Annotated in this window: 16 protein-coding genes; all 16 read left to right on the top strand. The window is 68.5% G+C overall.

Annotated elements, in window-relative coordinates; translation table 11 throughout:
* Window positions 1-311, top strand: a 311-nt coding sequence (locus tag Amac_RS47290; protein ID WP_155361003.1) for an HNH endonuclease, incomplete at its 5' end; no start/stop codon positions are given.
* 365 nt (window positions 312-676) lie between these two features.
* Window positions 677-1,678: an MDR family NADP-dependent oxidoreductase gene (locus Amac_RS47285; RefSeq protein ID WP_155360995.1), complete on the top strand. Its 1,002-nt coding sequence runs from the start codon at window positions 677-679 to the stop codon at window positions 1,676-1,678.
* Between the two features lie 16 nt (window positions 1,679-1,694).
* Window positions 1,695-2,069: a MerR family transcriptional regulator gene (locus Amac_RS47280; RefSeq protein WP_155360994.1), complete on the top strand. Its 375-nt coding sequence runs from the start codon at window positions 1,695-1,697 to the stop codon at window positions 2,067-2,069.
* 38 nt (window positions 2,070-2,107) lie between these two features.
* Entirely contained in the window at window positions 2,108-2,536 is a 429-nt protein-coding gene (locus tag Amac_RS47275) for a hypothetical protein (RefSeq protein ID WP_155360993.1), read from the top strand.
* A 119-nt stretch (window positions 2,537-2,655) separates the two neighbouring features.
* A complete protein-coding gene (locus Amac_RS47270) occupies window positions 2,656-3,078 on the top strand; it encodes a Zn-ribbon domain-containing OB-fold protein (RefSeq protein ID WP_155360992.1) in 423 nt (140 codons plus the stop codon).
* 80 nt (window positions 3,079-3,158) lie between these two features.
* Window positions 3,159-4,217, top strand: a complete 1,059-nt coding sequence (locus tag Amac_RS47265; RefSeq protein WP_246269153.1) for a thiolase C-terminal domain-containing protein — start codon at window positions 3,159-3,161, stop codon at window positions 4,215-4,217.
* Window positions 4,214-5,881, top strand: a complete 1,668-nt coding sequence (locus Amac_RS47260) for an AMP-binding protein (protein ID WP_155360990.1) — start codon at window positions 4,214-4,216, stop codon at window positions 5,879-5,881. Before Amac_RS47265 ends, Amac_RS47260 begins: the two co-directional genes overlap by 4 nt.
* Window positions 5,878-6,642 (top strand): SDR family NAD(P)-dependent oxidoreductase, encoded by a 765-nt coding sequence (locus Amac_RS47255; protein ID WP_155360989.1) that lies wholly within the window; start codon window positions 5,878-5,880, stop codon window positions 6,640-6,642. Before Amac_RS47260 ends, Amac_RS47255 begins: the two co-directional genes overlap by 4 nt.
* Window positions 6,639-7,412, top strand: a complete 774-nt coding sequence (locus Amac_RS47250) for a crotonase/enoyl-CoA hydratase family protein (protein ID WP_155360988.1) — start codon at window positions 6,639-6,641, stop codon at window positions 7,410-7,412. Before Amac_RS47255 ends, Amac_RS47250 begins: the two co-directional genes overlap by 4 nt.
* Window positions 7,409-8,563 (top strand): CaiB/BaiF CoA transferase family protein, encoded by a 1,155-nt coding sequence (locus tag Amac_RS47245; protein WP_170323016.1) that lies wholly within the window; start codon window positions 7,409-7,411, stop codon window positions 8,561-8,563. Before Amac_RS47250 ends, Amac_RS47245 begins: the two co-directional genes overlap by 4 nt.
* On the top strand, window positions 8,560-9,276 hold the full coding sequence (locus tag Amac_RS47240; protein ID WP_246269152.1) for a CoA transferase subunit A: 717 nt from the start codon (window positions 8,560-8,562) through the stop codon (window positions 9,274-9,276). The genes Amac_RS47245 and Amac_RS47240 overlap by 4 nt, the downstream gene beginning before the upstream one ends.
* Window positions 9,263-9,928 (top strand): 3-oxoacid CoA-transferase subunit B, encoded by a 666-nt coding sequence (locus Amac_RS47235; RefSeq protein WP_155360986.1) that lies wholly within the window; start codon window positions 9,263-9,265, stop codon window positions 9,926-9,928. The genes Amac_RS47240 and Amac_RS47235 overlap by 14 nt, the downstream gene beginning before the upstream one ends.
* The gene (locus tag Amac_RS47230; protein ID WP_155360985.1) at window positions 9,925-11,352 is read left to right on the top strand and encodes an amidohydrolase family protein; all 1,428 of its coding nucleotides are present in this window, start codon (window positions 9,925-9,927) and stop codon (window positions 11,350-11,352) included. Before Amac_RS47235 ends, Amac_RS47230 begins: the two co-directional genes overlap by 4 nt.
* Before the next feature lie 28 nt (window positions 11,353-11,380).
* Complete coding sequence (locus Amac_RS47225) at window positions 11,381-12,307, top strand: fumarylacetoacetate hydrolase family protein (RefSeq protein ID WP_218041709.1); 927 nt, start codon at window positions 11,381-11,383, stop codon at window positions 12,305-12,307.
* 14 nt (window positions 12,308-12,321) lie between these two features.
* Window positions 12,322-13,275, top strand: coding sequence for an MBL fold metallo-hydrolase (locus tag Amac_RS47220; RefSeq protein WP_170323015.1), 954 nt, complete (start codon window positions 12,322-12,324; stop codon window positions 13,273-13,275).
* 118 nt (window positions 13,276-13,393) lie between these two features.
* Window positions 13,394-13,972, top strand: a complete 579-nt coding sequence (locus Amac_RS47215; protein ID WP_155360982.1) for a TetR/AcrR family transcriptional regulator — start codon at window positions 13,394-13,396, stop codon at window positions 13,970-13,972.
* Window positions 13,973-13,979 lie beyond the last annotated feature (7 nt).

Below are 13,979 nucleotides of genomic sequence, written 5' to 3'. Positions count from 1 at the left end.
AGGTCCTGGACATGGGCCGCGCCGTTCGCCTGGCCACGCCCGCCCAGCGGCGGGCCGTCCTGGCCCGCTACGCCACCTGCTACCGCGAAGGCTGCCCCATCCCCGCCGACATGGCCGAAATCGACCACGTCCAAGGCTGGGCCGAGGGCGGTACCACCGACCTGGATCTCCTCGCCCCCGCCTGCACCTGGCACAACCGCGACAAAGCAACCCACCCCGACCGCTACCGCACCCGCCGCAACCACGACGGCACCTGGACCCTCCTCTACCACGGCAAACGAAACCGCTTCGCCGGACGGTTCCGGCGCTGAACCGAACCGGCACGAGAGCGCCACCCACCCAGGCCGGGAACCCCGGGGGTTGAGGGAGATCTCCGATCCTGAGACAGCGCGTGAAGGGTCAATCCTGGCCCGCCATGCGTAGCCACCTGATCGGTGCGCCACCATGCGTGGCTACGCGATCGGCGCGCTATGCCTGCTGAACTTCACCGACATCGCCGAAGGCGCCCGCTGGGCCCGCGACGACTTCCACAACCCGCTCATCGCCCTCGGTCTCACAAAGTGAGAATTCCTTCGGCCCTGCTATGGGGTTGCTCTTGACGTGCGCGTCAAGGGTTAGGGTCACCACGCCCTTTGGCCGTGAATCTGAGGAGCGTAACGTGCCGTCCCTGCCGCACATGTCAAGAGAAGTTCGGCTCGCCACAGTGCCGGACGGGCTGCCCCAGCCAGAGCATTTCGTGGTCGCCGAGGTCTCGCTGCCACTGCCGGACGATGGCCACGTGCTGGTCCGCAATCGTTTCTTCCACGTCCTCGCCGCGCTTCGCACGTTGATCGGTGGGAGTGTGAAGGGCTCGCCCATGCCGCCGCTGCGCCCCGGCGACACCCTGCTCGGGCCCGCGATTGGGGAGGTCGTGTCGGCCACCGAGGATAGCGGGCTGCGGCCGGGCGACCTGGTCTCACACTGGTTGGGCTGGCGCGAGTATGCGGTCGTGCCGGTCGGCCAGGTCACGCCGTTGGGCGACGCGCTGCCCGACCCAGTCGCGCATCTGGGCCAGGGCGCGTTCGCCTACGCGGCGCTGACCAGGGATGCCGAGGTCAGGCCGGGGGACACGGTGTTCGTCTCGGGCGCCGCGGGCGCGGTCGGATCGCTGGCCGGGCAGATCGCCCGGCTGCTCGGCGCCGGTCAGGTGATCGGCAGCACCAGCTCGCGAGAGAAGGCCGATCGGCTGATCTCTGAGCTGGGATACGGCGCGGCCGTGATCCGCGGCGCGGCGCCGATCGAGGAGCAGCTTGCGAAGGTCGCCCCCGACGGCATCGACGTCTACCTGGACAACGTCGGCGGCGACCAGCTCCAGGCGGCGGTGGCCACAGCCCGGCCTGGCGCCCGGTTCGTCCTGGTCGGCGCACTGTCCGGCCAGATGTCACCCAACGGAACGGGTGGGACGGCGCCAGTCGAACTCGACACCTACCAGCTAATCCTCAAGCGGATCTCGATGCAGGCATTCCAAGGCTTCGACGAGCAGGCACGATCCGAGTGGCTCGAACGCTTTGGAGGCTGGCTACGCGCGGGCGACATCACGTTCCCGCACGTTCGGGTCACGGGCATCGATTACGCACCCCGGGCGTTGCACGAAGTGCTCGATGGACGGCATTTCGGGACCGTCATCGTCGAACTGTAGGACTTCTGGAGGACGGATGCGCATCGGTGACGCGGCGGCCGCGGCGGGCACCACACCCCGGGCACTGCGCTTCTACGAGCAGCGCGGGCTGCTGACCCCGCCCCCGCGCACGATGACCGGGCAGCGTGAGTACGGGGAGCGCGAGGTGGCCCGAGTGCGCATTATCCGCGAGCTGCTGTCGCTCGGGCTGACCGTCGAGGACGTCCGCAGCTGCGCCGATCGCCTGGAACTGCTGGACGGCGACACGCTCCCGCCCCGTGGCGGCCCCGGCTGCACCATGTCGAGCGGCGTGGTGGAGCGCAGGATCGCCGCCCTCGACGCGGAGATCGCTCGCCTGTCCCAAGTGCGCGAACAACTCGCCGCGCGGGCCCGGGTGGAGGAAGACGCATGAGGGCTTGGACGGCCTTCTCCGACGTAGAGTTCACTTTGATGAGCACAGACCGCAATCCGCCGGGCTACATGACCGAGGACCTGCAGTTGCGGGAGATCTCAGGCCCGCCGAGCTACAAGGGAATCACCGACAAATCCGTCGACTACATCGCCATCGCGAATCAGTCCGACGTCATCATCGCGTACATCTACGCCAACAACGAGGACGACGTCGTGGGGTGGCAGGTACGTCCAGCTGCCGGCCACGAGGCGCACAGCGCCTACTATCCATGGATGATCAAGCTGCGTGACTGCAAGGCACGTGGCCTCAGGCCATCGGCCGCTCTCGCCGAACTCGTTCGGGATGAAATCGACGCTCCGGCGAATCCGCGCAGCCATGTCGTCCCTGGCTCGCGGCAGCACGCCGTCGGGCTCGCGGCACTCAAGCAGATCGCGGGTGCGCCGCCGATAGTCGCGAAACCGTCGTAGCCCAGGCTTGAGGGCGGGCGTCTAGGCGCCTCGGGCCTCAGCCTGGCGGGCATGTGCGCTTGTCCGGTACCGAATCAAGGCATATAGTACCGCTCGTGATACCCATCCACGACTCATCGATGGCCGTGTCGGTCGGAGCTGCCAGAGCACAACCCACACCGACGACGGAACCGTTCTGGTCCGCCGCGCGCGACGGCAGGCTTGACATCCAGCGGTGTGACTCTTGCGCGACCGTCGTGTTCTACCCGCGGGTTTCGTGCGTCGGGTGCGGCGCTCGGGAGTTGACGTGGGTAACTGCGAGCGGGCGAGCCACGCTGAGCAGCTTCGTCATCGTTCATCTGCCTGCTCCGGGGTTCGAGGACGCCGTTCCGTACGTTTTGGCGATCGTCCGGCTCGTCGAAGGTCCGTCGATGATGACCAACATCGTTGGCGTCGAACCGCGGCCAGAGAACCTGCGGGTGGACATGGAGCTGGAAGTCCGGTTCGAGCAGCGCGCTGGTCGCGTCTTGCCCGTCTTCGCTCCGGCCGGGGGTGTCCATTGAGGAGGTCGCTCGCCGCGATCACCGGGGCCGCCGAGACCGACCTGGGGCGGCTGGACGACCGCTCTGAACTGGACCTCCATGTGGAGGCGGCGCTTCTCGCGCTCGCTGACGCGGGACTGAGTCTGGCGGACGTCGACGGCGTCACCAGCGCTGTCCACAACCCGGTGGAGGTGGCACATGCCCTCGGAGTCGAGCCCACCTGGTTTGACGGCACGACCGTCGGGGGCACGTCGTTCCTCGTCCACGTCCGTCACGCCGCGGACGCCATCGCTGCGGGCCATGCGAATGTGGTGCTCGTCCTCCATGGTGAGTCCCGCCGGTCGACGGTCGGCCGCCACCCGCGGCCGATCCCGGCCGACGGCATGATGGGACAGTTTGAGCTCCCCTACGGCGTCTACGGCCCGCCAACCATGTTCACTCTGCCGTATATGCGGTACGCGCATGAGACCGGCACGACCGTCGAGCAGTTGGCCGCGGTGCCGGCGATTCAGAGCGAATGGGCTGACGGTAACCCGCGCGCAGCACGTCCGACCCGGGTGTCTGTCGATGACGTCCTCGCCTCCCAGCCCATCGCCTGGCCGTTCACCAAGCTCATGTGCTGCATGGTCAGCGACGGTGGAGGTGCACTCGTGGTCACGGCCGCGGACCGAGCGAAGGACGGCAGGCGACCCCCGGTCTACCTCTGGGGTGCCGGTGAGGCCGGTCAGAGTCCTCTGGTGTCCCAGATGCCCGACCTGACGAGGGCCGAGACGTTCGAGCGCTCGTCGACAGCGGCCTTCAGAGAGGCGGGTATCGCCGTCTCCGACATCGACCACCTGATGATCTACGACGCCTTCGCTCATGTGCCGCTCTACGGACTCGAAGCGCTGGGAGTTGTCGGCAGGGGAGAGGCGGGCGCCTTTATTGCCGATGGCAACACCCGCCCCGGCGGTTGGATGCCCCTCAACACCAATGGCGGCGGCCTGCGGTACACCCATACCGGCATGTACGGAATGTTCGCGATCCAGGAGTCCGTTCGTCAGCTCCGCGGTGAGGCCTTCGCCCAGCTGGAGGACGTCGAGATCAGTGTCGTACAGGGAGTGGGCCACTTCTTCTCCGAGGCTGCGACGCTGGTCTTGTCGAACCAGGAGCCGATGTGACCGCCTCGACCGATGCCGGAGCGCGGGAGGCCCGCGGGTTCTACGAGATCGCCGCCGCCGATCCCCGGCGCGCTGCGATCCACGTCGACGGTGCCGTGGTCACGTACGGCGACCTGCTCGGCCGGGTCAACCAGTGGTCGCACCTGCTGTCGGGGCCCCGGGGCGTCTCGCGAGGCGGAACGATCGCCGTGGTGCTGCCCAACAGCCTCGACTTCGTCGTGGCCCAACTCGCGGTCGAGCAGACCGGCCTTCGCATGGTTCCGGTCAACTGGCACCTGACCGCTGCGGAGATCGCCTATCTCCTCGACGACTCCGGCTCCGGCCTGGTGATCACCGATCCGCGGCATGCACATGTCGTGGGGGAGGCGGCGGCCGAGGTCGGCATCGCCGGCGACGCACTCCTCCTCACCGGCCGGCCGGACACCGGGATCGCCCTCGAGGCGCTGCTCGCCGAGCAGCCGGTGGCGATGCCATCAGGGAGGCACGCCGGATCCATGCTGTTCTACAGCTCGGGGACCAGCGGTCGCCCCAAGGGCGTCAGACGCCCCTTCCCAACCAGCACACCGGATGAGGCCGCCGACGCCCGGTCCCGCCAGCGCTCGGCCCAGTTCGGGATGGGTGAGGAACACCAAGTGCATCTCGCCGTCGCGCCGCTCTACCACCCGGGCCCGAACCTCAACGCTCTCAGTGCGCTGCACCTGGGTCAGGAGCTGGTTCTCCGGCCGCGTTTCGACCCACGGGAGATACTCGAACTCATCGACGCTCACCGGGTGACGAGCACCTTCATGGTGCCGGTGATGTTCCACCGGATGCTCGAGCTCCCCGAAGCGGATCGGGCCCGGTTCGACGGGTCCTCGCTCGAGGTCGTCATGCACGCCGGAGCGCCCTGTCCCGTCGAGGTCAAGCACAAGATGATCCGCTGGTGGGGCCCCGTCCTCACGGAGTACTACGGATGCACCGAGTTCGGTATGGCCACCTTGGTGACCTCGCAGGTCTGGCTGGACAAGCCAGGCTCGGTTGGTCGCGCCGCCGATGGGATCTCGCTGCAGATCCGCGACGACCACGGGGTGAGCCTGCCGCCCGGTGAGATCGGGACCATCTGGGTCCGGGGCGGCTACGAGTTCGCCTACAGTGGCGCGGCCGTGAGTGCGGCCAGCGACCAAGAAGGCCCTGCCGACGGCTTCCGGACCGCCGGCGACGTCGGGTACCTCGACGAGGACGGCTTCCTGTACGTCGGCGACCGGCGGGCGGACCTAATCCTTTCCGGGGGCGTCAACATATACCCGGCCGAGGTCGAGGCTGCCCTGGTCACCGAGCCCACGGTCGCGGACGCCGTCGTCGTCGGTGTCCCGGACACCGAGTGGGGTCAGCGAGTGGTCGCTGTCGTCGAGCTCAAGCCCGGCGAAGAGGCCGGAGAGGAAGCCGTCGAGCGGCTCCGCCGCCACCTGGCCCCCCGTCTCGCACGCTTCAAGAGCCCGCGCGAGTACCGGTTTGTCGACTCGGTCCACAGAACGTCCCTGGGGAAGGTCAACAGGACTCGGATCCTGGACGAGGTCCTTCTCCCGACGACCGCGAAGGCAGGACCCGCCAGCGACGCGGCCGCCCTCACCCGCCGTGTGCTGTGCCGCGGCGGCAGCCGCACTGATCGAGAGGAACCTAGGTGAGCAACAAATCTCCGGTGTACGTGGTCACCGGCGGGGCCGGTGGCCTCGGAGGCGCCACTGCCCGACGATTGGCGGATCGCGGCGCGACGGTCGTCGTGACCGACATCGTCGCCGTCGACGAAACCGCCGCGAAGGCACGGTGGGGAGAAGGCATCACCTTCGTGCAGGGTGACGTCTGCTCCGAGACGGACCTCGCCGGCGTCTTCGACATCGCTGCCGACCGCGGGCCGCTGCGTGGGCTCGTCCACTGCCCCGGCAAGGGATTTCCCCGTCGGATCGTCGACCGCGAGGGCATCCCCTTCCCCCTCGACCAGTTCGAGAACGCCCTGCGGCTGAACCTGGTGGGGACGTTCAACGCATTGCGTCTCGCCGCAGCGCACATGGCCGGCAACCAACCGGACGAGGGCGAGCGCGGCTCCGTCGTCATGACGGCATCGGTCGCAGCCTGGGACGGACAGGTGGGCCAGATCGCGTACGCCGCTGCGAAGTCGGGCGTCGTCGGCATGACCCTGTGTGCGGCGCGCGACCTGTCCGACCTGGGCATCCGGGTCAACACGATCGCACCCGGAATCTTCGACACGCCGCTGCTGGCCCGATTCGGCGCCGAGGTTCGTGAGCGGCTCGCGGCCACGGTCACCTTCCCCCGACGTCTCGGGGACCCGGAGGAGTACGCGTCGCTAGCCGACGAGCTCCTGCACAACCGATACCTCAACGGCGAGGTCATCCGGCTCGACGGCGCGATCAGGATGGCTGCCCGGTGACCGGGGCCACCGACTCCGTCCTGTTCGAGGAGGCGGACGGCGTCGCGACGATCACGCTCAACCGCCCGGCGGCGCGCAACGCTGTCGACGCGGCGATGGCGCAAGCCCTTGCCGAAATCGTCGACCACCTCAACGAGCGCAGCGACCTTCGGGTCGCCATCCTCACCGGGGCAGGGGGGAGCTTCTGCTCGGGCATGGACCTCAAGGCGTTCGTGCGCGGTGAGCGGTCCTCCATCCCCGGTCGTGGGTTCGCGGGATTCACGGCTCGACCGCCCGCGATCCCGGTGATCGCCGCCGTTGAGGGTGCTGCCGTCGCCGGCGGATGTGAGCTCGTCCTCGCGTGCGATCTGGTGGTCGCGGGGCAGTCGGCGAGGTTCGGCGTACCCGAGGTCAAGCGGGGCCTGGTCGCCGTGGGCGGAGCGCTCCTCAAGCTTCCCGCGCGGATCCCTTACCAGATCGCCATGGAGTGGATCCTGACCGGCGACATGGTCGGCGCCTCCCGCGCGCACGACGTCGGTCTCGTCAACGCCGTGGCGCCGGACGGAGATGCGCTCGCGGCAGCGCGGGCGATGGCGGACCGGATCGCCTCCAACGGGCCCCTGGCACTGCGAGCAAGCAAGGAGATCGTCATGACCTCGCCCTCATGGCGCCACGACGAGGCGTACGACCGCCAGCTGGAAGTCGCCCGCCCTGTCATGGAGTCGGCGGACGCTCGTGAAGGGGCGCTCGCCTTCGCCGAGAAGCGCCGACCGGTCTGGAGCGGCCGATGAACAGCGGGCCTCTCAACGGTGTGCGGGTGGTCGAGCTCGGCGGGATCGGACCGGCGCCTTTCGCCTGCATGATGCTCGCGGACCTGGGCGCCGACGTGATCCGGATCGATCGCCCCGGAGCAGAGCTCCACCCGGTTCTCCACCGCAGCCGGCGGTCCATCGCGCTGGACCTGAAGTCCGAGCAGGGACGCACGGTCGCACTGCGGATGATCGAGGCCAGCGACATCGTCATCGAAGGCTTCCGTCCGGGTGTCGCCGAGCGCCTCGGCCTCGGCCCGAGCGACGTCCATCGCGCCCATCAGCGGGTGGTCTACGGCCGGATGACCGGCTGGGGTCAGGACGGACCGTGGGCGCAGCTGCCAGGGCACGACATCAACTACATCGCCCTGACCGGAGCGCTTCATGCCATCGGCCCGGCCGGCGGCGACCCCGTCGTCCCGTTGAACCTGATCGGCGACTTCGGCGGGGGCGGCATGCTCCTCGCCTATGGCGTGCTCGCCGCCCTCGTCAGTGCTCGCACGACCGGTCGCGGCCAGGTGGTCGACGCGGCGATGATCGACGGATCGGCCGCACTCATGGCGATGCTGCACGGCTACCTCGTCGAAGGTCGATGGGTGGACCAGCGCGGGGTCAACCACCTCGATGGGGCGGCGCCGTACTACCGCACCTACGAATGCGGCGACGGCCGGCATGTCGCCGTCGGCTGTATCGAGCCCCAGTTCTACGCCGCCCTCCTGGACGGACTGGAACTCTCCGATGATCCGGCGTTCTCCAACCAGGAGGACCGCGACCGGTGGCCGGTGATGATCGAGCGGTTGCGGGAGAAGTTCGCCTCACGATCCCGCGACGAGTGGGCAGAGGCGTTCACGACGAGCTCGGCGTGCGTCACGCCCGTCCTGTCGATGAACGAGGCACCGCTGCACCCGCACCACGCCTATCGACAAACCTACGTGGCTCTCGGCAGCGGCCACATGCCTCGGCCGGTTCCACGATTCGACCGGACCCCCGCAGGCGACCCTCGGCCGGCGCCGATCGTCGGTAGCGACGGCGCGGCGCTCCTCGCCGAACTCGGCATGGACCAGCGCGAGGTGCGGCGTCACGTCGACGCCGGAGCCGTCGTGCTGCCGGCCGGGATCGAGGACCGGTCGTGAGGGCGGCAGGCGGGCTCGGGTCCGTCCAGGAAGTGGTCTACCCGCACCTGTTCGACGGGATGACGATCGCGGTCGGAGGTTTCGGCCTCTGCGGCAACCCGTTCGACCTGATCGAGGCGGTACGCGACTCAGGGGTGAAGGATCTGACGATCGTCTCCAACAACATGGGCGTGGATGGCAAGGGCCTCGGTGTTCTGCTGGAGGGCCGGCAGGTGCGCAAGGTGGTGGCGTCGTACGTCGGCGAGAACCAGTTGTTCGCCCGGCAGTACCTCGACGGGCATCTCGAGGTCGAGTTCACCCCGCAGGGCACGCTCGCGGAGCGACTTCGGGCCGGCGGCGCCGGTATCCCTGCCTTCTACACCCCGACCGGTGCGCATACCTCGGTCGCCGAGGGTAAGCCCACGATGGAGATTGACGGCCGCATCTACCTTCTCGAGCGCGCGATCGTCGCCGATCTCTCACTGGTCCGGGCGCAGAGCGCGGACCGGGCGGGCAACCTGACCTATCGCCGGACCGCCCGCAACTTCAACCCTGTCGTCGCCACGGCGGGACGGGTCACGATCGCGGAAGCCGAGCAGCTCCTCCCGGAGTTCATCGACCCTGACGCCGTGGAGACACCGGGCATCTACGTGGACGAGGTGGTCGTCGCATCGCCCCGGAAGAAGGAGATCGAGCAGCGCACGACGAGGAGAGTGGCGCATGTGGACGCGTGAGGAGATGGCAGGTGTCGCGGCCCGGGAGCTGGTCGACGGCTCCTACGTCAATCTCGGCATCGGGATCCCCACGCTGGTCGCCAACCTTGTGCCCGCGGGCGTGCGAGTCACGCTGCAGAGCGAGAACGGCCTGCTGGGCATGGGGGAGTTCCCTGTCGAGGGCGAGGAGGACGCCGACCTGATCAACGCCGGGAAGCAGACGGTCACGATCAACCCGGGTGGGAGCTTCTTCGGCTCCGACCAGTCCTTCGCGATGATCCGGGGCGGCCATGTCGACCTCGCGATCCTTGGCGCGATGCAGGTCTCCGAACTCGGCGACCTGGCCAACTGGACCATTCCGGGCGTGCTGGTGAAGGGGATGGGCGGTGCGATGGATCTCGTCGTCGGCGCCAAGCGCGTCGTGGTCGTCACCGACCACACCGCCAAGGACGGCCGTTCGAAGGTCGTGAGGTCGTGCGACCTCCCGTTGACCGGGCGGCGTGTCGTGGACCGCATCATCACCAACCTCGCAGTGTTCGATGTGACGGACCAGGGACTCGATCTGGTCGAGCTCGCCCCGGACGTCACGCTCGAGGAGGTACGCGACCGCACGGCATGCGATTTCGCCGATGGTCGTAATCGGCAGGACGAGCTCAGGAGGAGCGCACGGTGACCAACCACACCATCTACCAAGGTGCCCGGGTTCTGGTAGGAGACCCACGCGCAGGCTCCTTCCAGGACGTCGACGTCGAGGTCGTCGAGGGACGTATCGCGCGCCTCGGCAGAGACCTGGAGGCCGAAGGCGCCCAAGTCGTCGACGTCGGCTGGGCCTGGATCATTCCAGGATTCGTCGACGCCCATCAGCACATGTGGCAGGCCACGATGCGCGGCCTGACGGCCGACTTCACCCTCGCCGACTACGTCTGGGTCATCCGCCGGAATCACTCCGGAATCCATCGTGCGGCGGACGTCTACAACGGCACGCTCGGAGCCGCCGTCGGACTGCTCGACTCGGGTACGACGTGCTCGGTCGACTACAACCATTGCATCGTCACGCCGGACCATGCCGACGCCGGTCTCGAGGCGTTCGTCGAGTCGGGCATCCGCGGCGTGTGGTGCTACGGCCTGTACGACCAGCCGGCGGCGACGAGGACGTTCACGAGTGTGGAGCAGCGGATCGCCGACGCCCACCGGGTGCGCAACACCCGATCCAGCGACCTCGAAGACCGGGTCAGGTTCGGCATCGCGCCGACGGAGATGAGTCTGGTCGGCATCGATCAGGTCGCCCGCGAGATGCAGGTGGGCCGAGACCTCGACTGCCTCATCCACACCCACACCAACGCTCGCTGGCGGCCGGGCTACCCCTCGGAAATCCAGCAGCTCGCCCAGGCCGGTCTGTTGTGGTCGCACCAGCTGCACTCCCACTGCAACACCGCCGACGCCGCGGACCTGGCACTCCTCGCAGAGTTCGGGTGCAAGGTCTCCTCTACGCCGGAGACCGAGCTCGGCATGGGGATGGGGTACCCGATCGCCGCGGCGGCGGACCGCGCTGGTGTCGCGGCCGGGCTCGGTACCGACATCCAGTCCAACAACTCACCCGACATGTTCACCGCGATGCGGCTGATGCTGTCCGGCGAGCGCGCGCGGAGCAACCAGAAGGCCCTCGAGGAGGTCGGCATTTACGAGATGGAGGGACTTCAGCTCAAGGCAGCGGACGTGATGCACTACGCGACGCTCGGTGGTGCCATCGGCCTGGGCCTGGAGTCGGAGTGTGGGTCGATCGACGTGGGCAAGGCAGCGGACCTCGTGCTCATCGACCGCCGCGGACCCAGGCTCAACCCGTCGCTTGACCCGCTCTCGACCATCGTGATGAACGCGACCATCGCCGACGTGGACACCGTGGTCGTCGGCGGAGAGGTCGTCAAGTGCGGCGGACGGATGCGTGCCGACCTGCTCGAGAAGGCGACGCGTGGGCTCCAGGAGTCCGGCGCCTACATCCGAGAGCAGTCCCAGGCCTACGGCGGGCTCGTGCCGCCCAAGCCGGACTGGTGGGGCGCGGACACGGCCGGGTCGGGCGCACCCACCACCAAGGCATGAGCAGAGGGATGGCACGAGCATGCGCTGGGTGACCTGCGAACTCGAGGGCGAGGAGCGCGTCGGGCTCATCGTCGGGGACGACGTCCACCTGCACGACAGGGGGCCCGGCCTGATCGAGGTGATCGACGGCGGCGAGGTGGCAGAGGTCGCTGCGCGCCTGCGGCGGTCGCCGTCCGACGTACTGCCGCTCGACAAGTGCCACCTCGTCTCGCCGATACCGCGCCCGCCTTCGGTCCGCGACACTGTTGGGTTCCTCGACCATGTCCGGGGCTGCCGCCGTGCCTACGGTCGGGATCCTCATCTGGAGGAGGTGTGGCACCAGGTGCCGGCGTTCTACTTCGGGAACCCGTCCTCCGTCCTCGGGCCCTACGACGAGGTGCCGATGGCACCCGGCTCGCGCTGGTTCGACTTCGAGCTCGAGGTCGGTGCCGTCATCGGTAGGACGGGTCGCGACCTCGGCCTGCGTGCCGCGCAGGAGGCCATCGTCGGCTACACCCTGTTCTGCGACTGGACGGCGCGCGACCTGCAGCGGCTCGACACGGCGCTGGGAATCGGGCAGGGGAAGGGCAAGGACTCAGGTCTGACCCTGGGTCCGTGGCTGGTCACCGCCGAGGAGATCGCGGACTCGGTGCGCGACGGCGCGCTGGACCTGGAGATCTGGGCGTCGGTGAACGGGCAGGAGATCGCTCGGGGGACGCTCGCCGGCATGGACTGGACGTTCGCCGAGATCGTCTCCTATGTCTCGCGGGGGACCGATCTGCGCCCCGGTGACGTCATCGGCTCCGGCACCCTGCCCGGCGGGTGTCTGCTGGAGCACCTCACGGGGGATCCCGACACATTCGATCGTTGGCTGAGGCCGGGGGACGTGGTCTCCCTGGGGGGCGACCTCCTGGGGCGTACGGAGCAGAGAGTCGTCCCCGGTGTCCCGGTCCACCGTCTGCCGTCCGGATTCTAAAGGAGCTGGTGAATGTGGTCGAGTACACACGTGGGCTGCATCGTGTGGCCGAGGACGTCTGGGCGTGGCTGCTGCCCGATGGTGGGTGGGGTTGGAGCAACGCGGGACTGGTCCGAGGGGAGGGGGAGTCCTTCCTCATCGACACGCTCTTCGACCTGGAGCTGACCGGGGAGATGTTCGAGGCGATGACTTCGGTGACCGAGGAACACCCGATCCGTGCTGCGCTGAACACCCACGCGAACGGAGACCATTGCTTCGGCAACCAGTTGCTGGGACCCGAGGTGACGATCCATGCGACGGCTGACACCGAGCACGAGATGCGACATGGTACGACCCCCGAGCGGCTGGCCGGTCTGGTGGCGGGCGATCACGAGCCGCTCCTGTCGGAGTTCTTTCAGCACTGCTTCGGCGCGTTCGCCTTCGACGGGATCATCCTGCGCGGCCCCGACACGACATTCGACGAGGCACGCACCGTCGACGTCGGGGGACGTCTGGTCGAGCTCCGTCGGCTGGGGCCGGCACACACACACGGCGATGCGGTCGCCTTCGTCCCCGACTGCGGGGTTCTCTTCACCGGCGACCTGCTGTTCAACGGTGGTACGCCGATCATGTGGGCAGACTCCATATCGAGCTGGATCGCCGCATGCGACCGCATGATCGAGCTGGGGCCTGAGGTCGTCGTCCCCGGACACGGGGCCGTGACCGATGTCGACGGCATCCTCACGATGCGCGACTACCTGGCGGTGGTTCGCGACGGGGTCGACGCCTCGCTGGCAGCGGGCCGCTCCTGGCGCGAAGCCGTCGAGCATCTCGATCTCGGGCCCTACGCGCGCTGGCCGCAGGCGGAGCGGGTGGTGGTCACCGTCTACAACGCCTACCGGGGTGCCCGCCCTGAAACGCCGGTCTCCCAGGCGACCGAGCTGTTCGCGGAGATGGCGCGGTGGCGACAGCGCCACCAGGGCAAGTGATCAACCTGGCGACGAGGCGACGAGGCGACGATGCGGCGCTGGTATCCTCCTCGCCAGGAAAGTACCGCCGTGCGCTCGTGTCGGCCGCCCGGCGTCCACCGTGGGATCAAGGTGCTGAATGAGCGATGTGAGACCGAACCTGCTCTCAGCCCGGCAGGCCGACGTCCTCAATGCGCTTCAGGAGGTTTTCCTCGCCGAGGGCTTCCGCCACCTCACAATCGGTGACATGGCGGGGCTGGCGCACACCTCGCGTCGCACGCTCTACCAGCTCGGCCAGAGCAAGGAGGAGGTCGTGGTCGGCGTCATCGACCGATTCTTCAACGGCATGGGTAAGGACGCGTTGCGGCGGGCGCAAGACGCCGCCGGGGTCCACGATCAGATCGAGGCCTACCTGTCGGCGTCGGTCGAACGCAACCGGCGCGCCAGCCGCCAGTTCATCCACGACGTCGAGAACTACGCACCGACCCGGCACGTCTACGACCGGCACCAGGAGATCGCTATCCGCGAGCTCGAGAGCATCGTCCGCAAGGCGATGCAGAGGGGCGAGGTGACCGAAGGGACACCCGCCCTGTGGGCGGAGATGCTCGGTGCCGTGATCCGGCGCTTGCGGGACCCCGAAGTCCTCGATCGGGTCGGCGCCTCACGCGGTGACGCACTGGAGCTGTTCGGGCACTTCTGCCGTCGCGGACTGGCCTGAACGCCGC

The organism is Acrocarpospora macrocephala, from assembly GCF_009687865.1.
In the GTDB taxonomy this organism is placed as follows: Bacteria; Actinomycetota; Actinomycetes; order Streptosporangiales; family Streptosporangiaceae; genus Acrocarpospora; species Acrocarpospora macrocephala.
The sequence above is the reverse complement of the archived record's forward strand: the minus strand, read 5'-3'. Positions and strand labels throughout refer to the sequence as shown.